The sequence below is a fragment of the Enterococcus sp. DIV1420a genome (genome assembly GCF_051712165.1).
GTDB lineage: Bacteria > Bacillota > Bacilli > Lactobacillales > Enterococcaceae > Enterococcus > Enterococcus faecalis.
The window spans coordinates 298,810-321,813 of the sequence record NZ_JBIOOI010000001.1 but is presented as its reverse complement, the minus strand read 5'-3'; the positions used below and the strand labels follow the sequence as shown (position 1 = coordinate 321,813).

22 protein-coding genes and 1 pseudogene are annotated in these 23,004 nt (G+C 39.0%); 20 read left to right on the top strand and 3 right to left on the bottom strand.

The features are described 5' to 3' along the window. Window positions 1-10: 10 nt before the first annotated feature. The 14 genes and pseudogenes from IGI80_RS01895 (at window position 11) to IGI80_RS01830 (ending at window position 15,193) form a co-directional block, all read left to right on the top strand. Complete coding sequence (locus tag IGI80_RS01895; protein WP_438722558.1) at window positions 11-760, top strand: PTS mannose/fructose/sorbose/N-acetylgalactosamine transporter subunit IIC; 750 nt, start codon at window positions 11-13, stop codon at window positions 758-760. Beyond that, the gene (locus IGI80_RS01890) at window positions 760-1,611 is read left to right on the top strand and encodes a PTS system mannose/fructose/sorbose family transporter subunit IID (protein WP_002355080.1); all 852 of its coding nucleotides are present in this window, start codon (window positions 760-762) and stop codon (window positions 1,609-1,611) included. The genes IGI80_RS01895 and IGI80_RS01890 overlap by 1 nt, the downstream gene beginning before the upstream one ends. 11 nt (window positions 1,612-1,622) lie before the next feature. Next, entirely contained in the window at window positions 1,623-2,726 is a 1,104-nt protein-coding gene (locus IGI80_RS01885) for a DgaE family pyridoxal phosphate-dependent ammonia lyase (protein WP_438722556.1), read from the top strand. A 3-nt stretch (window positions 2,727-2,729) separates the two neighbouring features. Next, a complete protein-coding gene (gene dagF / locus IGI80_RS01880; protein ID WP_002361094.1) occupies window positions 2,730-3,473 on the top strand; it encodes a 2-dehydro-3-deoxy-phosphogluconate aldolase in 744 nt (247 codons plus the stop codon). A 346-nt stretch (window positions 3,474-3,819) separates the two neighbouring features. Beyond that, window positions 3,820-5,733 (top strand): endonuclease MutS2, encoded by a 1,914-nt coding sequence (locus tag IGI80_RS01875; protein WP_002355085.1) that lies wholly within the window; start codon window positions 3,820-3,822, stop codon window positions 5,731-5,733. A gap of 87 nt (window positions 5,734-5,820) precedes the next feature. Beyond that, on the top strand, window positions 5,821-7,266 hold the full coding sequence (locus IGI80_RS01870) for an alkaline phosphatase (protein ID WP_002392525.1): 1,446 nt from the start codon (window positions 5,821-5,823) through the stop codon (window positions 7,264-7,266). 111 nt (window positions 7,267-7,377) lie between these two features. Then, a complete protein-coding gene (locus IGI80_RS01865; RefSeq protein WP_002367340.1) occupies window positions 7,378-8,349 on the top strand; it encodes a dimethylarginine dimethylaminohydrolase family protein in 972 nt (323 codons plus the stop codon). Window positions 8,350-8,774: 425 nt separating this feature from the next. Further along, window positions 8,775-9,464 (top strand): WxL domain-containing protein, encoded by a 690-nt coding sequence (locus IGI80_RS01860; protein WP_002355089.1) that lies wholly within the window; start codon window positions 8,775-8,777, stop codon window positions 9,462-9,464. Between the two features lie 87 nt (window positions 9,465-9,551). Then, window positions 9,552-10,685, top strand: coding sequence for a DUF916 and DUF3324 domain-containing protein (locus IGI80_RS01855; RefSeq protein ID WP_002385299.1), 1,134 nt, complete (start codon window positions 9,552-9,554; stop codon window positions 10,683-10,685). Continuing rightward, a pseudogene (locus tag IGI80_RS01850) lies at window positions 10,666-11,066 on the top strand (LPXTG cell wall anchor domain-containing protein). The gene IGI80_RS01855 and the pseudogene IGI80_RS01850 overlap by 20 nt, the downstream one beginning before the upstream one ends. 45 nt (window positions 11,067-11,111) lie before the next feature. Then, the gene (locus tag IGI80_RS01845) at window positions 11,112-11,336 is read left to right on the top strand and encodes a hypothetical protein (protein ID WP_002355093.1); all 225 of its coding nucleotides are present in this window, start codon (window positions 11,112-11,114) and stop codon (window positions 11,334-11,336) included. A gap of 165 nt (window positions 11,337-11,501) precedes the next feature. Continuing rightward, window positions 11,502-13,511 carry a BglG family transcription antiterminator gene (locus tag IGI80_RS01840; protein ID WP_438722555.1) on the top strand — a complete coding sequence of 670 codons (2,010 nt, stop codon included), beginning with the start codon at window positions 11,502-11,504 and terminating at the stop codon, window positions 13,509-13,511. A gap of 1 nt (window position 13,512) precedes the next feature. Further along, window positions 13,513-13,812: a PTS sugar transporter subunit IIB gene (locus IGI80_RS01835; protein WP_002367331.1), complete on the top strand. Its 300-nt coding sequence runs from the start codon at window positions 13,513-13,515 to the stop codon at window positions 13,810-13,812. Window positions 13,813-13,825: 13 nt separating this feature from the next. Further along, complete coding sequence (locus tag IGI80_RS01830; protein WP_002355097.1) at window positions 13,826-15,193, top strand: PTS ascorbate transporter subunit IIC; 1,368 nt, start codon at window positions 13,826-13,828, stop codon at window positions 15,191-15,193. A gap of 62 nt (window positions 15,194-15,255) precedes the next feature. Here IGI80_RS01830 and IGI80_RS01825 read toward each other — a convergent pair whose 3' ends face one another. Next, complete coding sequence (locus IGI80_RS01825; protein WP_010709909.1) at window positions 15,256-16,230, bottom strand: alpha/beta hydrolase; 975 nt, start codon at window positions 16,228-16,230, stop codon at window positions 15,256-15,258. Window positions 16,231-16,441: 211 nt separating this feature from the next. On the opposite strand from IGI80_RS01825, the gene rbsR reads away from it, so the two are divergent. From rbsR to rbsU, 4 genes are all read left to right on the top strand, one after another. Further along, a complete protein-coding gene (rbsR, locus tag IGI80_RS01820; RefSeq protein ID WP_010709908.1) occupies window positions 16,442-17,437 on the top strand; it encodes a ribose utilization transcriptional repressor RbsR in 996 nt (331 codons plus the stop codon). A 91-nt stretch (window positions 17,438-17,528) separates the two neighbouring features. Continuing rightward, a complete protein-coding gene (rbsK, locus tag IGI80_RS01815; protein WP_002404607.1) occupies window positions 17,529-18,446 on the top strand; it encodes a ribokinase in 918 nt (305 codons plus the stop codon). Between the two features lie 15 nt (window positions 18,447-18,461). Beyond that, entirely contained in the window at window positions 18,462-18,857 is a 396-nt protein-coding gene (gene rbsD / locus IGI80_RS01810) for a D-ribose pyranase (protein WP_002359153.1), read from the top strand. A 20-nt stretch (window positions 18,858-18,877) separates the two neighbouring features. After that, window positions 18,878-19,765, top strand: a complete 888-nt coding sequence (gene rbsU, locus IGI80_RS01805; protein ID WP_002359154.1) for a ribose/proton symporter RbsU — start codon at window positions 18,878-18,880, stop codon at window positions 19,763-19,765. A gap of 19 nt (window positions 19,766-19,784) precedes the next feature. On the opposite strand, the gene IGI80_RS01800 is transcribed toward rbsU, so the two are convergent. Then, window positions 19,785-20,669 (bottom strand): LysR family transcriptional regulator, encoded by an 885-nt coding sequence (locus IGI80_RS01800; protein ID WP_002370030.1) that lies wholly within the window; start codon window positions 20,667-20,669, stop codon window positions 19,785-19,787. Window positions 20,670-20,776: 107 nt separating this feature from the next. On the opposite strand from IGI80_RS01800, the gene IGI80_RS01795 reads away from it, so the two are divergent. Continuing rightward, a complete protein-coding gene (locus tag IGI80_RS01795; RefSeq protein ID WP_002355105.1) occupies window positions 20,777-21,358 on the top strand; it encodes a DapH/DapD/GlmU-related protein in 582 nt (193 codons plus the stop codon). Then, a complete protein-coding gene (locus tag IGI80_RS01790) occupies window positions 21,358-22,095 on the top strand; it encodes an SDR family oxidoreductase (RefSeq protein WP_438722553.1) in 738 nt (245 codons plus the stop codon). The genes IGI80_RS01795 and IGI80_RS01790 overlap by 1 nt, the downstream gene beginning before the upstream one ends. A gap of 221 nt (window positions 22,096-22,316) precedes the next feature. Here IGI80_RS01790 and IGI80_RS01785 read toward each other — a convergent pair whose 3' ends face one another. Next, window positions 22,317-22,994 carry a Fic family protein gene (locus IGI80_RS01785; RefSeq protein ID WP_438722552.1) on the bottom strand — a complete coding sequence of 226 codons (678 nt, stop codon included), beginning with the start codon at window positions 22,992-22,994 and terminating at the stop codon, window positions 22,317-22,319. Between the last annotated feature and the right edge of the window lie 10 nt (window positions 22,995-23,004).

Sequence of the window (23,004 nt, the reverse complement as noted above, 5' to 3'; positions counted from 1 at the left end):
AGAGAATCATATGGGCGTTTTAGGTGTTTCAATTATTATGGGACTTTATTATTGGTTTGCACGTTTGCGTTTTGGGTACACATTTTCAGGCATGCTGTCTCAGCCATTAGGCGCAGCGTTGGTGGCTGGTTTAGCAACAGGAAAACTTAGTGAAGCAATGGTTGTGGGGGCGGGGATTCAACTTGTTTATCTCGGAGTCACCTCCACACCGGGTGGCAATGTGCCTAGTGATCCGGCTTTAGCTTCAGCAATCGCGATTCCGATTGCTTTAGGTGTGGGAATGAATGCCGAGGCGGCTGTTGCACTAGCTGTTCCTTTTGGTGTGTTAGGCGTCTTTATGGATCAATTACGGCGCACCATCAATGCGACGTGGGTGCATATGGCTGATAAATATGCGGAAGAGTTAAATTATGGGGGGATTTACCGAGCTGCGTTTGTTTATCCAGCTTTAGCGGTATTTTTAATTCGCTTTCCGTTGGTTTTTGCGGCGAACTTTTTTGGTCAATCTGTGGTGAATAAAGTCTTAGAAGTTATCCCAGCATGGTTGATGCACGGCTTTGAAGTAATGGGTGGTATTTTACCAGCGTTAGGATTCGCCTTAACAATTATGGTAATTGGCAAGAAAAATTTGATTCCTTATTTTTTAATTGGTTTTGTTGCAGTAGTATATTTTGGCGCAGAAGTTATGGCCGTCGCTATTTTAGGAATCTGTATTGCCTTTTTAGTTAGAAACAAGGCATTGAGTGAGGAGGCAGCATAATGGAACAAATGACACAAGCAAATGAACAACAATTGGAACAGAAAAAAATTACTAAAAAAGAATTATCCAAAGCCTTTTGGATTTATCAACTAGGCTGTGAATTATCAAATTCTTATGAACGTCTTCAAAGTTTAGTTTTTTGTGCATCGATGATTCCTGCAATTAAAAAACTTTACGCAGACGATGAAGAACAACAAAAAGAAGCTCTGAAACGTCATTTGAATTTTTTTAATACTGAAGGAACAGTAGGGGCTTCCATTCAAGGGATTGCAATTGCTATGGAGGAAGAAAAATCCAATGGCGCAGCGATCTCTGATACGGCGATCACATCGATTAAAACTGGGCTGATGGGTCCGCTGGCTGGGATTGGCGATTCGATTATTTGGGCAGCATTAATGCCGTTAATCATTTCCATTTTTATTCCAATGGCTAAAGGAGGTAACGTGATTGGAAGTATCGGTCCGTTGGTTCTGTACACAGCCATTACGTTATACATCAGTTGGACGTTAGTAAATAAGTCCTATACATTAGGGCGTAATTCAATCTTAAGTTTGTTAAAAGACGGCAAAATTAAGCAAGTCATTTATTCAGCAAATGTTTTAGGAATGATGATGATGGGCGCTTTAAGTGCGAGTTATGTTAAAATTGCTAGCCCGATGACGTTTAAAGTTACTGGCGGTGCCACGATTGTTTTACAAGATATCCTAGATCAAATTATGAAAGGGTTACTTCCTTTAGCAGCAGTCATGGCTATTTATTTCTTCATGGTAAAAAAAGGCCCACGTTACGGTATCATTATCGGCACGATTGTCTTAGTTAGTTTGGTCACTTCATTCTTTGGTTTGTTATAAAGGAGAAAATAATGAATAGTTACGAAAAATTCCACTTGAAAGAAGTCATCAATGCTTCTGGCAAAATGACCATTCTAGGTGTCTCCAAAGTTTCGGAGGCAGTCCTAGCGGCTCAACGATTCGGCGGCGAACATTTCTTTGAAATGAGTGAACTTAGTGTGCAAACAGGGGCCTTTTTAGCCAACTTGTTGAAGGCAGAAGATGCCCAAATCGTTTCCTCGGCTTCGGCGGGGATTGCCCAATCGGTGGCTGCCTTGATTGGAAAAGGCAGCTTGTACCACGCGTATCATCCCTATACAGAAAAAATCGAACAGCGAGAGATTATTTTACCTAAAGGGCACAACGTGGACTACGGTACGCCTGTAGAAGTCATGGTAGCGCAAGGCGGCGGCCAAGTGGTGGAAGCTGGCTACGCCAACATGTGCAGTCCAGAACACGTGGAAATGATGATTTCCGAAAAAACAGCGGCCATTCTATACATCAAAAGCCATCATACCGTGCAAAAAAGTATGCTGACGGTGGCCGAAGCGGCCAAAGTGGCGCAACGCCACAAGGTGCCGCTAATTGTTGACGCGGCAGCAGAAGAAGATCTTTTCAAATACACTGAAGCAGGCGCTGATTTGGTGATTTACAGCGGCGCCAAAGCCATCGAAGGGCCAAGTGCCGGTTTAGTGGTCGGGAAAAAAGAATACATTGACTGGGTGCGCCTACAAGGCAAAGGCATTGGTCGAGCAATGAAAATTGGCAAAGACAATATCCTAGGCTTTACGCAAGCAGTGGAAGAATACTTGGCGCATGGCAGTGAATCAGGGGCTTTGATGCAAGAACGCTTAAAACCGTTTGTTGAAGCCATCAACAACCTGTCAGATTTAACCGCTAAAATCGTCCAAGATGGCGCCGGACGAGACATTTATCGCGCCAGTGTCAAAGTGGACGGCAGAAAAACCGCCAAGGAAGTCATCCAAGCGTTAAAAGCAGAAAGTCCAGCCATTTATACGCGAGAATATCAAGCAAACAATGGCATCATTGAGTTTGACATTCGTTCTGTCAATCAAGAAGAAATGAACAAAATCGTGCAACGATTACAAGAAATTATGGACACAAAGGAGAAATAAGCCATGTCATTAAAACCTAATTATTTAGAAGAACGCATTTGTTTAAACGTTTTAGCCAATTCAGTAGAAAATGCCCAAGCCTGTTATGAAGCAGCAGAAGGGCATGTTGTGTTAGGCGTCCTTTCAAAAAACTATGAAACCGATGAAGCAGCCATTGACGATATGAAAAAATACCAAGCAGCAACCAACAACGCTTTATCTGTCGGTTTAGGAGCTGGTGATCCAAATCAAAGTCAAATGGTGGCTCGCTTATCAGAAGTTTTACAACCGCAACACGTGAACCAAGTCTTCACAGGTGTCGGCGCTTCGCGGGCCTTACTTCGTCAAGACGAAACAGTGATTAATGGCTTGGTTTCACCCACAGGCAAAGTTGGCTATGTCAACATTGCGACAGGTCCGTTAAGCTCTGGTGCGCCAGCGGCGGAAGTGCCTATCGAAACCGCCATCAAATTGTTGAAAGACATGGGGGGCAGTTCCATTAAATATTTCCCGATGAAAGGCTTGGCTCACAAAGAAGAATACCAAGCAGTAGCAGCAGCTTGTGCCAAGTATGACTTTTATTTAGAACCAACAGGGGGCATTGATTTAGAAAACTTTGAAGAAATTGTTCAAATTGCGGTGGATGCCGGCGTTAAAAAAATCATTCCTCATGTCTACAGCTCAATTATCGATCAAGAAACAGGGGACACTAGAACAGAAGACGTGAAAACGTTACTAACCATGATGAAAAACACATTGAATAAGTAAAGGGCCAATCTTTATTTGACTTTCTTCGCCAGATTTGCTACTCTCAAGTGGAGAATAAATAAAAACCAACAAATGAATGTGGGGTATTTTGGTGAGTGTCGTAGGTATCTAATTGATAAGTTGAATAACCAGTGAACCAAGCAAGGTTTATTTGGTGTGCTTAGAAAGTGATACCTGTCAGTCATCTCATTTACTAAATACCTCCTTTAAAAGAGGTTTCTTTAGTAACCTTTATCCAATGATAAAGAGGACAGCGGTAGAACGCTGTCCTCTTTTTTCTATAGAAACTGGTTTTTATTTAAAGGCGCCAGGTATTCTTTTCATGATAGAAAGGAAGAAAAAACAAATGAATCATGAAACCATTCAAAAATTACAATTTACAACAATTCTTAAAGAAGTTCAAACACGTGCGATTGGCGAGTATAGTAAAGAACGGTTGGCGAAAATGGTCCCTGCAACACGTTTAGAAACAGTGCAGTCCCGCTTAACGGAAACAACCGAGGCCCGCTTAATTATTGATAGCGGACAACACGTCCCTTTCATGGGCTTGAGCCAAATTACCCGCTTGCTTCAACAAGTGAAAAAAGGCTTAATCCTTACACCAAACGAATTGATTGAGGTGGCTGACTTTTTAAGAAGTAGTCAGCGAATCCAGAAGTTTTTTGAAAAAAATCAATACCAAACACCACGCCTATTTAGTTACAGTCAGCACTTAGCTGATTTCAGAGCAATCGAAGAACAAATTTATACGAAAATCCATAACCAAAAAGTTGCCACCGATGCTTCTCGACAACTTCGGAAAATCCGGCGTCAAATCAATGAATGCCAACAAGAAATTGAAACAAAAGTTACCAAATTTTTACGCAATAAAAATAATCAACTGTATATTCAAGAAAATATGATGGTGAAAAAAGGGGAACATTACACGGTACCAATCAAAGCTAGCTATAAAAATAAGGTTTCAGGCACAATCATTGAGCAATCCAATAAAGGACAAACGGTCTTTATTGAACCTGTAGCAATTAGTAAATTAAATGAACAATTGACACTTTTAAAAGCGGAAGAAACAGCGGAAGAATATCAAATTTTGGCAGAACTAACAGGGTTAATCAATGAGCAAGAACGACTAGTCGATCAAGCCGTCGATACAATGACCACCTTAGATATTATTTTTGCACGAGGAAAGTATAGTCGCGAAATTGGTGGGATTACGCCAAAAGTAAACAAAGAAGAACGCTTGCGCATTGTTCAAGGAAAACACCCTCTTTTATTAGAACACGCAGTACCATTGACGTTTTCTTTAGGAGCAGAGTATCGAGGACTTGTCATTACAGGTGCCAATGCTGGTGGTAAAACGGTTGTCTTGAAAACAGTTGGCTTATTGACTGTCATGACACAATTTGGGTTGCAAATTCCAGCACAAGCAGGCACAGAGATTCCAGTATTAGATGAAATTTTTGTCGATATTGGTGATCAGCAAAATCTGGAAAATGCGTTAAGCACTTTTTCTGGGCACATGAAAAATATTGCGGAAATGTTGCGTAATGTTAAGCGACACACGCTTGTTTTATTAGATGAAATTGGCAGTGGTACCGAGCCGAACGAAGGAGCTGGCTTAGCGATTGCTATCATGGAAACGATGTATCAAAAGGGAGCCTTGGTAGTTGCAACGACCCATTATGGTGAAATTAAACGTTTTGCCCAAGAGCATGACGATTTTGTGCCCGCCGCAATGGCCTTCGATCGTGAAACATTAACGCCCAAATATCAATTGAAAATTGGTGAAGTTGGCGATAGTCAGGCGCTTTGGATTGCACGTAAAATGAAGATGGAGCCACAGCTCATTGAAAAGGCGGCTCATTATATTCAGCGGAAAGAATACCCTACTAATCGAAGTCTATTTAAACCCCTGAAAGCAAAAGAAACGACCTTTGCCACGTTTGTAGAAGAAACACACCGTTATCAAAAAGGTGATCGTGTCCTATTGACAGAAACACAACAAATTGGGTTGGTTTTTACAGATGAGGGTGAACAAGAAATCCAAGTATTTGTGAATGATAAAATTGAAAATGTACCACGAAGACGGTTGAAATTACAAGCGAAAGCACAAGATCTATATCCGCAAGACTATGATTTAGAAAGTTTATTTACAGATTTCCATGAACGAAAGAAACTCAAAGATATTGAACGCGGCTCAAAAAAAGCGCAGAAACAATTACGCAAAGAGGCCGAAAAAAGAGCAGCAAGACGCGATAAATAAGGAACTTAACAGAAGCAATACAACAACTTAACACTTTGTTTACTTGTTATTTATCAGAAATCAACTAAGACTTGTTATAGTCAATGTATGGGTAGATATGAAGGAGGAAACAAGGAAATGAAGAAAAGAGCTTTGCTAGGGGTTACCTTATTAACATTCACAACATTAGCGGGTTGTACAAATTTATCTGAACAGAAAAGCGGCGAAAAACAAACAGAGGTTGCTGAAGCGAAGGCAACTGAATCTGAAAAAGCATCAGTAAAAAATGTTATTTTTATGATTGGAGATGGCATGGGGAATCCGTATACAACGGGCTATCGCTATTTCAAAGCCAATCACTCAGACAAGCGTGTTCCCCAAACAGCTTTTGATACCTATTTGGTCGGACAGCAAGCCACTTATCCAGAAGATGAAGAAGAGAATGTCACCGATTCAGCTTCCGCAGCGACAGCGATGGCTGCCGGAGTGAAAACCTATAATAATGCTATTGCACTCGATAATGACAAGTCCAAAACAGAAACAGTGCTCGAACGTGCGAAAAAAGTGGGGAAATCAACGGGTCTTGTAGCAACATCTGAAATAACACATGCAACCCCTGCTGCATATGGCGCACATAATGTTTCACGCAAAAATATGGCAGAAATCGCCGATGACTATTTTGATGATCAAATCGACGGACAACACAAAGTCGATGTGTTACTTGGCGGCGGCTCCGAATTATTTGCCCGGAAAGATCGTGATTTAGTCAAAGAATTTTCCCAAGCGGGTTATGGTCATGTCACAGACAAAAAGTCGTTAAATGAGAACCAAGACGACAAAATTTTAGGCTTGTTTGCACCAGGCGGGCTACCTAAAATGATTGACCGAACGGAAGAAGTCCCTTCATTAGCTGATATGACAGAAGCGGCTCTTCAACGGTTAGATAAAAATGAAAAAGGTTTCTTTTTAATGGTTGAAGGTAGTCAAATTGATTGGGCCGGGCATAGCAATGATATTGTTGGCGCGATGAGCGAAATGCAAGACTTCGAAGCGGCGTTTGAAAAGGCCATCGATTTTGCCAAAAAAGATGGTGAAACATTGGTGGTTACAACTGCAGATCATTCAACAGGTGGCTTGTCTTTAGGCAAAGGAGATCAATACAACTGGTTGACGGAGCCTTTACATGCGGCAAAACGCACGCCTGATTTCATGGCAGAAGAAATTATTAAAAATGGTAATGTGGAAAAAACAGTGACTGAGTATATTGATTTTCAATTAAGTGAGGCTGAATTGAAAGCAGTGAAAACAGCGGCGGAGTCAAAAGATGTTGAAAAAATCGCTCAGGCATTAAGAAAGATTTTTGATGAACGTTCGAATACTGGTTGGACTACTGGCGGACACACAGGAGAAGATGTAAATGTCTATGCTTATGGCCCACAAGCAGAAGCTTTTTCAGGACAAATTGATAATACAGACCAAGCGAAGATTATTTTTGGCTTAGTAGATGGCACCGGGCAAAAAGCTGAGATTAAAGATAAAGGTATTGGTAAATAACAAAATGAAGAAAAAGCAGAACGTATAGAAGTTCTGCTTTTTCTTCATTGAAGGCATAAAAATTTTATCTCTGTTATAATGAAGGTAACCAGATAAAAGTGAGGTCAAATAATGAAAAAAATGCATGTTGAAAGTGAATTTGCACCGTTGCGTTCAGTTGTTTTAGCACAATCGCAATTTTGTTTACCAGATAAATTTGATGAAGCGGATACGACTTTTTTAACAGAGGAAAATGCCCGTTTAACACAGAATAATGAAGGGCGTGATTTAGCAGACTTTGCACCAGAACAACAAGTGCGTTGGGAAAAAGAAAAAGAAGTCATGCAAGGAGTATTAGAATCTTATGGCGTAGAAGTATTTCGTCCACGTTTATTGACAACCTATGAAAAAGAACATGGCAAGGAATTGGGCGTAGGATATAGTAACTTCTTTTCACGAGACCCTTTTTTTACAATTGGCAATCTCTTAATAGAAGGAAACTTAAGATTTCAACACCGTCGACAAGAAATTTTACCAATTCGTCCGATTATTCAGCAGTGGACACAAGAAGCAGAAGGCTATTATTTTGCTGCGCCACAACCTGACATTTCTGAAGGGGCTTTAAGTGAAGCAGGTCCCTTTATTGAAGGCGGCGATGTTTTAGTTCTAGGAACAACAATTTTTGTGGGCTACTCTGGCTTGGCAAGTAACCTAGCAGGAATTCAGTGGTTAGCCAATATGATTGGTCATTTTGGTTATGAAGTGGTGCCGGTTCGGTTACATCCGCATATTCTCCACTTAGATTGTGCGTTGAGCTTGTTGAGAGAAGGCTTGATGATTGTTTGTGAAGAGGCCTTTTTGGATGGACTTCCTGCGCAATTAGCAAACTGGGAAAAAATTCACGTTACTTTGCAAGAAGCAGCGTATTTAGTGACAAATGGTCTACCGCTTAACGAAGAAACGTATATAACGGACCAATCGTTTACAACTTTAATTCCTCAAATAGAAGCAAAAGGTATCAAAGTTGAGGCAATTGATTACCATGTTTCTAGAATGTTAGGTGGTTCCTTCCGCTGTACAACGCAAGCTTTGATTAGAGAATAGTCAGCGAGTGATTATCAATTTTCGTAAGAAAAAATGTACGTTTTGTCTATGAAAACGATATAATTTTAGTTTTCACTATTTTTTTTAAAAATATTGAGGAAATTTCGATTTAATAAATGCGAGAAAACGTCAAAATGTTAGTGTTTGTTACTAATGTTTTGACGTTTTCTCGCTGTTTTTTTATAAAATTACTACTTTATATGTGAAAAAAAACAATATATTTTTTGAAAATTACGTTTTCAAAGACACAAAAAGTCGTTGGAACCTTGCTGTTATAGTAAATTCATTTTTTTTGCATGAGGTGTTTAAAATTTGAAATCACAAGCAGTCTTTTTTTCGCTATACTTAGTTTACGTTCTACTGAGATAGAAAAGTTTTTCACTTTTTTATTCATTAATTAACCAAGATATAAAGGAGAGAGTAAAATGAAGAAAAAAACATTGGTAACTTTATTTGCAGGAACGGCAATTTTAGGGGCAAGCATCGCTCCTGCAGCAGCACATGCAACAACGACTGGTACAACACCAGCAAACGTAGAAATGACGAGTGGTTCATTACCAGGTGGTAATGGTGATGGAGAAGATGGAAGTACCCAAGAACCAGAACCAGGTACGAATACTAACTTTGATTTGTTATATGTTCCAACAGAATTCAAATTTGCTTCGACAGAAGTTAGTTCTGATTTATCAGCGATTTCATTAGATGCAAATGGTACACAAACAAAACGTTATGCGGTCGGGGATGTTCGTGGAACACAAGCGGGTTGGTCAGTTACTGCAGGCGTTGCTGAAATGAAAAATGGTACTGCTACTTTAGAAGGTTCAATTACCTTTGCGCAAACAGGAGCAGTAGCTAAATACGATGAAACAGCAAAAACATACTCACGTGATGTGGCTGCCTTTGCAGCAGATCCAGGAAGTCCTGAATTTGCTGGAACAACTATTCCAGTAGGTGGAGCAGCTGTATCAATTGCTACAGCAGCAGTTGGTAAAGGTCAAGGTACATGGGATTCTGAATTATCAAATGTAAAATTAAACATTACAACACCTAGTTCACAAATTACAAATGGTGCGTATACAGGTAACGTAACTTGGACATTAGTGGCTGCGCCATAAAAAGTTACTAACGAGAATACTGCATTACTAGAAAAGGAGCTGCGCAGTGGTGCACGGCTCCTTTTCGATACATAGGAGGAACAAATAATGAAGACAATGCGCTGGCTAATCGTCACAGTTTTTATTTGTGTGATGGCATTAAGCATCCCTTCTGCTGTACAAGCAGAAGAAGCGGATGACAACATGAATACAAAATTTACAGTTAAACCCAATATTCCTGAGAATCAAGCGAAAAATACGCAATCCTACTACGATCTCATTGTAAAACCAGGACAGAAACAAGAAGTCGAATTATCATTAATTAATAAAACAGATGAAGAATTGACGATTGATTTAAATTTGGCGAATGCTGTGACGAATGACAATGGTTTAATTGTGTACAATGATTTCGAGAAAAAACCAGATTCAAGTTTAAAAGTACCCTTGACAACATTAATTAAATTACCTGAGGAACATGTAAAAGTTCCCGCTAAGAAAACCGTAACAGCCAAAATGACTGTCGAAATTCCAGCGAATGGTTTCCAAGGATTAGTTTTGGGTGGTGTTTATGCTTCGCTTGCAGAAGATGAAAAGGAAGAAAAAGGAAAATCAACGGGTTTAACCAGTCGATATGGATTTAATGTAGCAATTGCTTTACGAATGTCAGAAGATACACCGATGTATCTAGCAGAGACTCTTCAATTAGTTAAATTAGTTCCGACCATTGCTTTAGGAAATAAATCGGTCCAAGCGGTTATTCAGAATCCGACATCCGCTATTTTTCCTGAAGTACGTTTAGAAGGAAAAGTAACGAAAAAAGGCGAAACGAAAGAATATGCCAAACGGATTTTACCAAGTGTTCGTTTTGCGCCAAATTCGACGATGAACTTCCATTTAGATTTCGGGAAAGAAGATGTTCGTCCAGGAACCTATATTTTTGAAGGAAAAGCGGTCTTGAAAGAAGATGAACAACAAGTGTGGCCGTTTAAGCAAGAATTTACCATCAGTAGTCAAGAAGCCAAAAAATTAAATAAAGAAGCAGTAGTGAAATTGGTCCTACCGACTTGGTGGAATCAAGCTTTTTATGGCTTGTTAGCTGCAACAATTGTGAGTCTAATTCTAGCTATTTGGCGTTTTACGCAACAGAAAGCAACACTGAAACAACAAGCCTATTTACAACAAGAAAAACAGGCAGCCTTGAAAAATAGACAAGGAGCACGCTATGATGACAATGAAAAGTAAAGGGTCACTTCTGGTGACGTTGGGAATACTTTTAACCGTTGGCATTGCGAGTCTAATTGTTTCTTCTGAGAGTTTTGCAGAAGAAGTAGGGCAAACGAATATCGGTGTAACGTTCTATGGAGGGAAAGAGCACTAAAAACGGAAGGTGTCATTAAGCCAACAGAGCAACCAGTCACTGATAAAGATAAAAAAAAGTCACAACAACAAGACAAAGTGAGCAGAAAAACCACTGCTAAAACGAATCCGACTAATGCACAGACGTCATTACCAAGGACAGGTGAACGAAATAGCACGTGGCTTTACAGCCTTGGTATTGCATGTTTACTCGTAGTACTAACAAGTTTCTATTATTTGAATAAAAAAAGGAAAAAGGAAAAATAATGTGCTGTTTTTATAAATAGAGTTAATGTAGAAGGAGGAATATAGATGGAGATTACGATGTGGATTTGGATTTGTGCTGGCTTGGCCGTCCTTTGTTTTGCTTTGTTTTTACTGTTCTTAGTAAATAGCATGAATTTTGTACATCTGGCAAAGCCTAAGCAGTCTTTAGTAAAACAATCAATGTTTAGTTGGCTGCTTCTGGTGATGTGTGGCGGCTGGGTAGCGGTGGCTATCTTGCTGAATATCGCATTACAAACACAATTAACATAAAGAAAACCCGTTGTAAGTTTTTAAGAAACTTGCAACGGGTTTTTGTTAACTTTAAAATAAAGAACGGTACAATTTATCAAAAAAGTACAGTAGACATTTGTACCCAACTTAGATAGAAAATAAAGCGCTATCATTATATGATGATTACAGGAGGAGGACACAGCTGTGAATTATAAAATAAGTTATCTCCTTGACGAGTATGCAGGGCAAAAAATTGCGCTCTCTTTGGCTCAACAAATAACCGATCTTTCGCAACGAGAATTAGTGACGCAACTTTCGACAATAGGCGGAGAAGTTCAACAGAATACCGTCAGCATTCCAAACCTTTCCGCAAATGAATGGGGAAAACAACTTTTTCAACAACGTCAAGTGATCTATAGCGAAACAGAAAGACAAGCACTTATTTTTTTGCTCACTTATTCAGAAATCGAAGAACTATCGGTGTATCATTATCAAAATTTTTTAGACGTTTCGAAAGGCACTATTTTAGCGGACATCAAAAAAGTACGACACCAACTAGCAACTGAAAACATTGCTTTATCCTACGAACGAAAACGAGGGTTTTACCTAGAAGGAGATGAATTTCGGATTCGTCGTTTCGGGAAAAATTGGCTTGCCCGCCTCTTACAACAAAAGTCGGGCACCTTCGCTTTATTTTGCTGGCTCAGTCAGCATCAAATGAGCCAATACGCAAAAATGCGTGACGGCATTCAATTAGCCGTCCAGGAAGCGCAGCTTCAACTGGTACCCAGCAGATTGGATGAAATTAGTTACTTTCTTGCTTTTTCTCAAAAAAGATTAGGCAAATATGGAACAGTCGTCTGGCCTGAGAACCAGTTAATTCAGTCCTTACGCGCTTATCCCGTCAGTCGTCGTATTTTAAGTGATTTAGTTGGGCCTGTGGCGAATATAGAAACTGAGAGTCTTTTTTTCACGATTTGTTTAATGACAGCTTTGCAAGGAGAATTGCGAGATATGAAGTTAGAGTTTTTATTAGATATTTCTGGTGAAATTATTCGGAAAATGGAATTATTGGCCGTCGTTCAATTTGAGCAGCCTCGTGAATTGCTCATGAATGTGTATTATCATCTGGTTCCTGCCTATTTTCGGATTAACTATGGCTTTTACTTGCCGAATGTTTTAATCAAGGATATTCGACAATCGTATCGGTCGCTTTATCATCTTTGTGAACAAGCGTTAGCTCCTTTAGAAAAATTAACGAAACGGTCAATCCCGTCAGAGGAAATCGGTTTTTTTACCATATTATTTGGTGGAGAAATTTTCGGGCAAAAAAATGAACAGCGGCAAGAAAAGCTAAAAGCGCTAATTGTTTGTCCCAGTGGCATCAGTTCTTCGTTGATTTTGCAATCGGAATTGCGTCGGCTATTTCCAATGATTGAATTTAAAGAAACGAATGCGGTGAGGGAAATAGAGAATGTATCTGAAAAAAGCTATGACATCATTTTCTCAACGGTCCCTATTGAAACAGCCAAAAAAGTTTATCTTACCAAACCCATTATGAGCTCTTTGGAGAAAAATCAATTGATGCACCAAGTTCAATCAGATTGGCTATTGCCAGGTATTTCCATGCCAGATGTTAAAGATATTTTAGATGCGTTAAAACCTTATATTTCCTTAAAAAAAGGAGTCACAGAAGCGCAGTTATATCGTGTCTTGCATCGTAAAATGAACAAAATTTTAGAAAAAGAGGAGGATCTGCGTCCAATGTTATCGGAATTATTAACAACAGAAACAGTCCAAGTCCTGCCTGAAGTTGCAGACTGGCGAGCGGGAATTACAGAAGCTGCCAAGCCGTTATTAAAAAATGGCAGTATTACGGAAAAGTACATTGATGCAATGATTCAAAAAGTCGAATCGTTTGGGCCATTTATCCATATCTGTCCAGACGTAGCATTGCCTCATGCGCGACCAGAAGATGGCGTTAATCAGTTAGGCATGTCATTACTAAAAATCCAAAAAAGTGTCGATTTATTAGAAGATCCTAAGCATGAAATTCACCTTTTTATTTGTTTAGCTGCTTCAGATAACGAAACACATTTACGGGCCTTATCTAGTCTGACAAAAATTCTATCAAAAAAAGAATCATTACATCGCTTAGTGGCGGCTGAAACCGTCCCAGAAATACTATCAATTATCCAAGAAGGAGAGAAATAAGATGAAGATTTTTACAGTTTGTCAAAGTGGTTTAGGAACAAGTTTTATGGTGCAAATGAATATCCAACAAATTTTAGAGGAAGTCGGTGTTGATACAGATAATTTTCAAATTGATCACACAGATGTCGGGAGTGCCAGTGGCGATATGGCTGATTACTTCTTTGTCGAAAAAACATTGCAAGATGCTTTAGGGTCAATTCCTGCTGAAAAAATCATTCCTTTAAATGCGATTATTGATTACGATGAAACGAAGGAGAAAGTCTTGAAAGTTTTAGATGACAATGGCATTGCACATCAATAAGAAGGAGGAAAACATGGAAACTTTATTGAATTTATTTGTTTCAATTGTTAGCCAGCCAGCGATTCTGGTTTCATTAATTGCTTTGTTGGGATTAGTTTTACAGAAAAAGAAATTTTCTGATGTTGTTCAAGGAACGTTGAAAACATTCGTCGGCTTCTTAGTTTTAATTGGTGGCGCAGGGCTATTGGCGAACTCATTAACGCCCTTTGCGGAGATGTTCCAAACCGCGTTAAATACACAAGGCGTGGTGCCTAGTAATGAAGCAGTTGTAGCGATTGCCTTGCAACAATATGGGACACCAACTGCTCTGATTATGTTGGTGGGCATGGTTGTTAATATTCTGTTGGCGCGTTTTACACGTTTTAAATATATCTTTTTGACAGGTCAAGCGATGATGTACGTTTCGTGTTTGACAGCCGTTATTTTAGTGGGGGCCGGTTTTAGCGTTAGTTTGCCAATGATTCTTTTAGGTGGTTTATTTGAAGGAACTTTATTAACAGTGACACCTGCTCTTTGTCAGCCCTTTATGAAACAAATTACTGGAAATGATAAAGTAGCAATGGGGCATACAGGGAATATTGGTTATGCGGCAAGTGGCTTTATTGGAAAAGTCTTTGGGAATAAAGAAAAGTCAACGGAAGATATTAAAATTCCTAAAAGTTTTGGTTTTTTAAGAGACTCAACCATCTCAATTATGATTTTGATGTCGATTGTCTATGTGATTTTGGCTTTGCTGGCTGGGACAGGCTATGTCGAGCATGAGTTAAGCAATGGCGAAAATGCGATCATCTTTTCATTAATTCAAGCAGGAACCTTTACGGCTGGTTTCGTAGTGGTTTTACAGGGTGTGCGGATGGTTTTAGGAGAAATTGTGCCAGCTTTCCAAGGAATTGCTAAAAAATTAGTGCCTAATTCTAAACCAGCACTTGATGTTCCCATTATCTTTCCTTATGCGCCAAATGCTGTCTTGATTGGGTTCTTTGTGAGCTTTATTGTGGGAACTATTTCAATGTTAGCGATGGTTGGTCTGAATACCACCGTGATTATACCAGGCGTTGTCGGGCACTTTTTCTGTGGTGCCGCGGCAGGCGTTTTTGGAAATTCCACAGGGGGACGTCGGGGAGCGATTTTAGGGGCTGCGTTTAATGGCTTATTAATTAGTTGGTTACCGTTATTCATTTTACCAGTCTTGGGTGATCTACAGTTAGCATCCTCAACGTTTGCGGATACGGATTATTTAATCCCAGGCCTATTTTTAGGCAAATTAGGTGAGGCAGGTCCGAGTCTTTTAGTAGGAGGAATCATTGCTTTTGTAGTGGTTGTTCTTTTGGCTAGCGCTGTTTTGACTATGCGGGAGAAAAAAGTCGCCGAAGAAAACTAAGTGTTTTGTTCTAAAAAGGCAAGTGGGACAGAAGTCGTTTTGACTTCTGTCCCATTTGCCTTTTACCATTGTTCTTGGATAAATTGTGCAATTTGTTTCCGCGCTTGTCGTCCTTCTGGCAAGTACTGTTTCATTGCGAAAACGTGTTGCATGCCAGGCACCAATCGGCAAGTATCTTGTGGTCGTGGCCCTAATTGTTTTAAAAATTGGTGATAGGAAGGGCAAAAAACTTCATGTGTGCCGCCCACGAAAAAAAGTGGCGGAAATTTTTGATAATCAAAGGACAAGCAATTTAAAGAAAGCGTGGAGTGATTGGCCGTGTCGTCAATCTCTTGGGCAATTAATTGTAAATAGTTCATGCCAATCATTTTGTCCTTTTTTTGATAACTTTTGGCAACGGGAATGTCTAAATGTCCATCTAACCAAGGAGAAATTAAAACAGCAGCTTTGGGTAAGCGTTCAGGGAAATCGATGGCTAAATTCTGCAATACGTTTAAAACCAATGTACCACCAGCAGAATCACCTAATAAAATAACATCTTCGGGATCATAATGCTGTAAAATTTCTTGGTAAGCAGCATAGCAATGATTATAAATATCAGCAAAAGACTTATTTGGTGCTAATGGATATACAGGGATAAAATAATCTGTTGCAAAAGAGAGATCTTCAATTAGTTTATAACTAAAGTCTAATTGGCTATAGGCGAGATTCAATGTAAAGCCCCCACCATGCAGGTACAGTACAGCTTTCTTGGTAGGCGCAATAACGGAGTTTGACATGCGATACATCGTAGGAAATTGAGTCATTTCTTGAAGAGAAAAAAGATGACGTAAATGTTTTGGCAAAGTTACTTGTTCATTTAATGATCGTTGCCAATGATAAAAAGCCTTGGTGACTTTCGGATTTCGTTCAAGACGAGCAATTTGGGAAAGACGTAAAGAATCTTCAAAAAGACAGGCTTTTAAGGATTTTTGACGAGAACGTGCGTGAAACAAATATGCGCTAGCTAACAACAAACCAATCGATTTCTTTTTCAATTAAGGCCCTCCATTCAGCAAAAAGTAAATCATTTTTTCTACAGTATAACATTTTAAAAGTAGAACAACGAAATTTGTTGAAGGGATGAAAGGACGGTTTAAACGAATGTACGTATTTATTTGTGGTTGCGTAAAGTAAATGATTGTAGTAAATTAAATGAGATTAAGAGGTCCGGTGAATGGGCGCGTTCACGGCAAGGAGAGAAGTAGGATGACAAATAAAAAGGTTACAATTAAAGATGTTGCCAATGACTCAGGTGTCTCCATTACTACCGTTTCACAAATTTTAAACGGGAATGGGGCACGGTTTAGTGGGAAAACGGTCGAAAAAGTATTGGCTGCAAAAGAGCGATTAAACTATCAGCCCGACTATTTTGCGCAACGTATGGTGATGAAAAAAAGTAAGACGATTGGCGTAATCGTACCTGATATTACTAATCCATTTTTCGCGCAATTGATTCGAGGAATTGAAAGTGTTTTATACAAAGAAAATTTTATACTGATGTTATGTAATGCGGAACAAGATGTTACAAGAGAACATGAATATTTAACAGAGTTGATTCGTCGTAGTGTCGATGGCTTTGTGATTGCAAGTTCTGAAATTTCCAATCAAACGATTAATGAAACGCTACGTGCGAAAAAGATTCCATTTATTGTACTTGACCAAAAAAAAGCAGAAGGCTTTAGCGACGCTGTTTTGACAGACGATTATAGAGGTGGGCAACTAGCAGCAAAACATTTACAAGAGCAACGACATGAACAGGTCGTCGTGGTAATGCCACCACATGCGCCAGTCAATATTCAGCAACGGTTAAAAGGTTTTTGTTCTGTTTATACGGAAAAGGTCCAGTTAATCGAAACAGAATTATCAAAAACTGGCGGCTACCAAGCTGTCCCCGAAATTTTAAAAACAGAGAGCACCGGAATTTTTGCTATCAATGATGAAATTGCTTTTGGTTTATATCGAGGATTAGCAGAAGCGGGCAAAAAAATTCCTGAGGATTATAGTATTATTGGTTATGACAATGTTGATATGTGCGAGTATGTTTCGCCGCCGCTAACAACAATTGCTCAACCTGTTTTTCAATTGGGGCAAACTACGGCGACTCTATTATTGGAAAGAATCCATCAGCCTGCAAAAGATTGGGAGGAGCAAACCTTGCCTGTCCAACTGATTGAACGATTTTCGACAGCACCCTTGAAATAGCTTTCAAGGTGTGCTATATTTTTGTTGTGGAATTAAAACGTTTTACTAAAACGTTTTAATTAGAATGAAAAAATAAATTTTATTGAGGTGGATGAAAATGAACGCGGTTACAATTATCGGAAGTATCAATTTAGACACAACATTAAGAGTCAAAGAAATGCCAAAACCAGGCGAAACAATTCACGCCATTGAACATTTTACAGCGGGTGGTGGTAAAGGAGCAAACCAAGCAGTTGCAGCGAAACGTTCAGGCGCAGAAACATATTTTATTGGTGCTGTGGGAAATGATGGCGCTGGAGCTATGATGACTGATTTAATGAGTCAAGATGAAATTAATTTAACTGGGGTCACCACTTTAGAAAAAACAGCTACTGGCCAAGCCTTTATTATGGTAGATAACGCTGGTGAAAATAGCATTATGATTTACGCAGGAGCCAATAACGCCTTTACGCCAAAACAAGTCCAGGAACATCAAGAAATTATTGAAAAAAGTGATTTTGTGATTGCCCAATTTGAAAGTGCGATTGATAGTACGATTGCAGCGTTTAAAATTGCTAAAAAAGCAGGCGTCAAAACGATTTTAAATCCCGCACCTGCGTTAGAACAAGTTCCTGAAGAATTACTAAACGTGACAGATATGATTGTACCAAATGAAACAGAAACAGAAATTTTAACAGGCATTAAAATCACAGATGAAGAGAGTATGCGTAAAGCCGCAGAAGCACTTCATCAATTAGGGATTGAAGCAGTAATTATTACAGTAGGTAGTAAAGGCGCCTTTTATGACGTCAATGGACGAAGTGGTATTGTGCCTGCTTTTAAAGTGAAAGCGGTTGATACAACGGCTGCTGGCGATACTTTTATTGGCGCATTAAGTAGTATATTAGAAAAAGATTTTAGCAATTTGGAAGAAGCTATTCGCTATGGAAACAAGGCGTCCTCGTTGACTGTTCAACGTTTTGGAGCCCAACCTTCGATTCCTTATCAACACGAATTGGCAGACAAATAAAAAGGAGCGAGCGACATGAAAAAAACAAAAGTTATTAATTCAGATATTTCCCGCGTTATCGCACAAATGGGTCATTTTGATAAATTAAGTATTGGTGATGCAGGCATGCCAGTGCCTCGGACTACAGAAAAAATTGATTTAGCAGTTACCAATGGCGTCCCTAGTTTTATGGAAGTTTTAAACAATGTCCTTGAGGAATTGGCAGTTCAACGAATTTATTTAGCAGAAGAAATTAAAACAGAAAATCCTGACATGTTGGCAGCAATTGAAACTCGTTTACCAGAAACTCCCATCAGTTTTATTCCTCATACAGAAATGAAACAAGAATTAAACAACTGCCATGCATTTATTCGGACAGGGGAAATGACTCCTTACGCAAATATTTTATTAGAAAGTAACGTTGTCTTTTAAACGAGAGAGGGGAAATAGAGATGAATGCGACTGCATTATTAATCGGTTTAGGACCGCTTCTAGGTTGGGGGCTTTTCCCGACAATCGCTTCCAAAATTGGTGGTCGTCCAGTGAATCAAATTCTTGGTACCAGTTTAGGAACATTAATTTTTGCCGCTATTTTTTCAATGATTAATGGTTTAGCTTTTCCAACGGGCATGGATTTATTCTTTTCAATTTTATCTGGTGTCGGTTGGGCCTGTGCGCAAATCATTACGTTTAAATGCTTCACGATGATTGGTTCATCACGTGCCATGCCAGTAACGACCGCGTTCCAACTTTTAGGTGCTTCTCTCTGGGGTGTCTTTTTCTTAGGAAACTGGCCAGGTGCGACAGCCAAATTGTTAGGCGCATTTGCCTTAGTGTTAATCATGATTGGTGCCAAAATGACGGTCTGGTCGGAAACGGAGTCCGCTGAGAGTGCTGGGATTATGAAAAAAGCAGTTCTTCTATTAGCCGTTGGTGAAATCGGCTATTGGGCGTACTCTGCAGCACCCCAAGCAACGGCAATTGATGGCATGCATGCCTTTTTACCACAAGCAATAGGCATGGTAATTGTGGCAGTTATTTACTCAGCAGTTGTCACTATTAAGGGTGGGGAAACATCCCCATTTATAGAAGCTGTTTCTTACAAACAAATTTTTTCAGGCTTTTTCTTCGCCTTTGCAGCGTTAACTTATTTAATTTCAGCGCAGCCAGATATGAACGGCTTGGCAACTGGCTTTATTCTATCCCAAACATCAGTTGTGCTTGCAACGTTGACAGGTATTTGGTTCTTAGGTCAAAAGAAAACAGCCAAGGAAATGACCGTAACGATTATCGGCTTGGTTTTGATTTTGGCTGCAGCTACGATCACAGTGATGATTTAAAAAAGTATTCAACGACCTATTATTCAGGGCGTTGAATACTTTTTTTTATTTGTTCTAAAAATAATGCAGCAGCTGTGGAAAGAACCGTATTTTTGCGCCAAATTAAACTAATTTTGGCTGTTAAAGCAGGATATAGCGGGATAAAACGTAAATTTGTTTGCTTTGTTTCTAGAATACCATCAATGCTTAGGGCGCTACCTAGCCCAGCTTCTACCATCAGTGAAGCGTTGTAAAGTAAGTTGTAGGTCCCAACGATTCGGAACTGATCTAGACTTGCTTCGAGCCAATCAGAGAGTTGGCTCGGAACTTGTGCTTGTCGAGAAATAAATAAAGGTTCTTCTTTTAAATCGGCTGCAGTAATAACATTTTTAGTGGCTAAGGGATGGTCCTTTACAGTGATTAAGCCCCATGTATCTACAACTGGTAATGTTAAATAGCTATATTTTTGTTTAGGTGCAGGCTCAATAATTAAACCAAAATCTAATAATCCTTTGTCTAGCCGTTCTATTACATCATCTGCATTCCCGCTGTATAAATGAAGGTGAATATCAGCTGAGTGCTGGCTTGTTATTTGTTGTAGTGCATTCGCTAAAAAAGACATAGCTTTTGTTTCGCCGCCACCAATCGTGATTTCGCCATTAATGAATTCATTTTGCGACAAGTTGGTGACTGTTTTATTCGCTAAGCTTAAAATATCTTGCCCTTGTTTAGCTAAATATTCTCCTTCAGGTGTTAATTGTATTTGTCGATTTCCGCGTATAAATAATGTCACGCCTAATTCTTCCTCTAATTCTTTTAATTGCTTAGATAATGTTGGTTGTGATACATGCAATTGTTTGGCTGCGCCACTAATCGTTTTTTCTTGGACCACTGCTAAGAAATAGTGAATCACTCGTAATTCCATTACTTTCCCTCCTATAACTAAAACGCATACTTATCTATTTATTATAAGTATTAGACAGAGGAGTTGTCACGTATTACGATAAATTTAGCAAAAGGAGGCGATTAGGAATGCTTACAAAAAATCTCCAAGAACTAATTGCAACAGGTAGCATTGATAAAGATGAACCACTATTTCAACTTATTCATCAGATTCAAGAGGAAAATAGTCGCTATTTAATAGAATTAAATCAACAAGCCTATACACATAATGAAGTAAGGAATCTTCTTGCCACGATTATCCAAGACAAAATTGACGAAACCGTTACGATTTTATTGCCTTTTTATACAGATTTTGGACGCAATATACATTTTGGTAAAAATATTTTTATTAATCGGGCAGCTATGTTTGTTGATTTAGGGGGCATTATAATTGAAGACAATGTTTTAATTGGTCCGCGCGTTAATCTCTTAAGTGTCAATCATCCGGAACTGCCAATGAAACGGCGAGGCGTATTGCTAGCACCAATTACCATTAAAAAATTTGCGTGGTTAGGCGCGGGTGTTACTGTTTTACCAGGTATTACGATTGGTGAAAATGCTATCGTAGCAGCTAATGCGACTGTAACTAAAGATGTGCCAGCTAACGCTATTGTTGCAGGAACACCAGCTAAAATTATTCGTTGGATTCAGGAAGATAAGGAGGAAATATAATGAAATCATTATCAGAAAAAGTTATTGTTATCATGGGCGCTTCCAGTGGAATCGGTGAGGCAACAGCCCGTTTACTTGCCAGAAAAGGAGCGAAGTTAGTCATTGCAGCACGTCGACAAGAACGTTTAATTGCTATAAAAAAAGAACTTCCTGAAGCAACGATTCTCGTGCAACAAGCAGATGTAACGAAAGAAGAGGAAGTTCAGCGTGTAATCAAGCTTACAATGGAAAAATATGGACGAATTGATGTTCTTTTTAACAATGCAGGAGTTATGTCAACGGCGCCTCTTATTGAAGCACCAAAAGGAGAATGGCGTCAAATGCTAGATATTAATATTATGGGTGTTTTAAATGGCATTGCGGCAGTTCTTCCAATTATGGTTGAACAAAAATCAGGGCAGATTATTGCTACTGATTCTGTGGCAGGACATGTCGTTTATCCAGATTCGGCTGTCTACTGTGGAACAAAGTTTGCTGTTCGAGCAATTATGGAAGGATTGCGACAAGAACAAAGAGAGAATAACATTAAATCAACGATTATTTCACCAGGTGCTGTACAAACAGAACTTTATCAAACAATTTCTAATCGAGTAGTAGCTGAAACGTTACATCTAGAACAGTTAAGTTGGGGCTTAAAGGCGGAAGACATTGCGCAAGCAGTGGTCTTTGCCATAGACACGCCAGATCGTATGTCAATCAGTGAAATGGTTGTTCGCCCGACCACACAAACGATTTAATTTAAAAAGTATTCCTAGAAAGGAATACTTTTTTTAATCGTGATTGTTCGTTTTTTACAGAATTTAGAATTTGATATTTACTTATTTGTTGGTTTATTATATGATTAAACACGTTGTTTCATTAATAATGTTACTGATTCTAGCTAGAAACCTTTATATATAAGGTTTCTAGCTCTTTTTTTGTACTTAAAATAGTAAAGGTCTGTGCTTTTGTCTGTGCATTATTCAAATTGCGTCATTCTTTCTTGTTCAAATAACATTGATTTCTTAAAAAGATTTGCTAAGTCATTAGAGTTCTCTTCTGAAAGTAATCTAATATATTGCCCTCTTTGTTCTTTTTCAATGATGATAGGTGGATAACCATATGATAAGGCTAAAAATATATTCAGAAGTCTACCAGTTCGCCCGTTACCGTCACTAAAAGGGTGGATTCTTTCAAATTGAATATGGCTATCCGCTAAGGTTTCTGCCACTTCGTCTATTGTTGTGCTAACACTCATACGGTAAATTGTATTATCTACCCATTGAAGCATGAGAAAAGGAGTGTCTTGTGGGGTGGCTGTTTGAAAAGTTGATCCTAAAATCGCATTCTGTGTTTTTTTGAACTGTCCTTTATCCTCTTGAATACGATCTAATAGCAATGAATGAATATTTTTGACAATCTCAATAGTTAACTCTTTCTTTTCTTCTAACAATTCAATAATATAGTTAAATGCCTGCTTATGGTTTTCTACTTCATAAAACTCACGAATACTATAACCTTGTTCATTCGTTGATATAACACTTTCTAAGATAATTGAGACAGTTTCAGCCAATGAAATGGTGTTACCCTCTATAGCGCTTGAATGGTATGCCATACGAATAAGAACGTCACTCATATAGTCTTGTGTTATTTTCATAATAAGAACC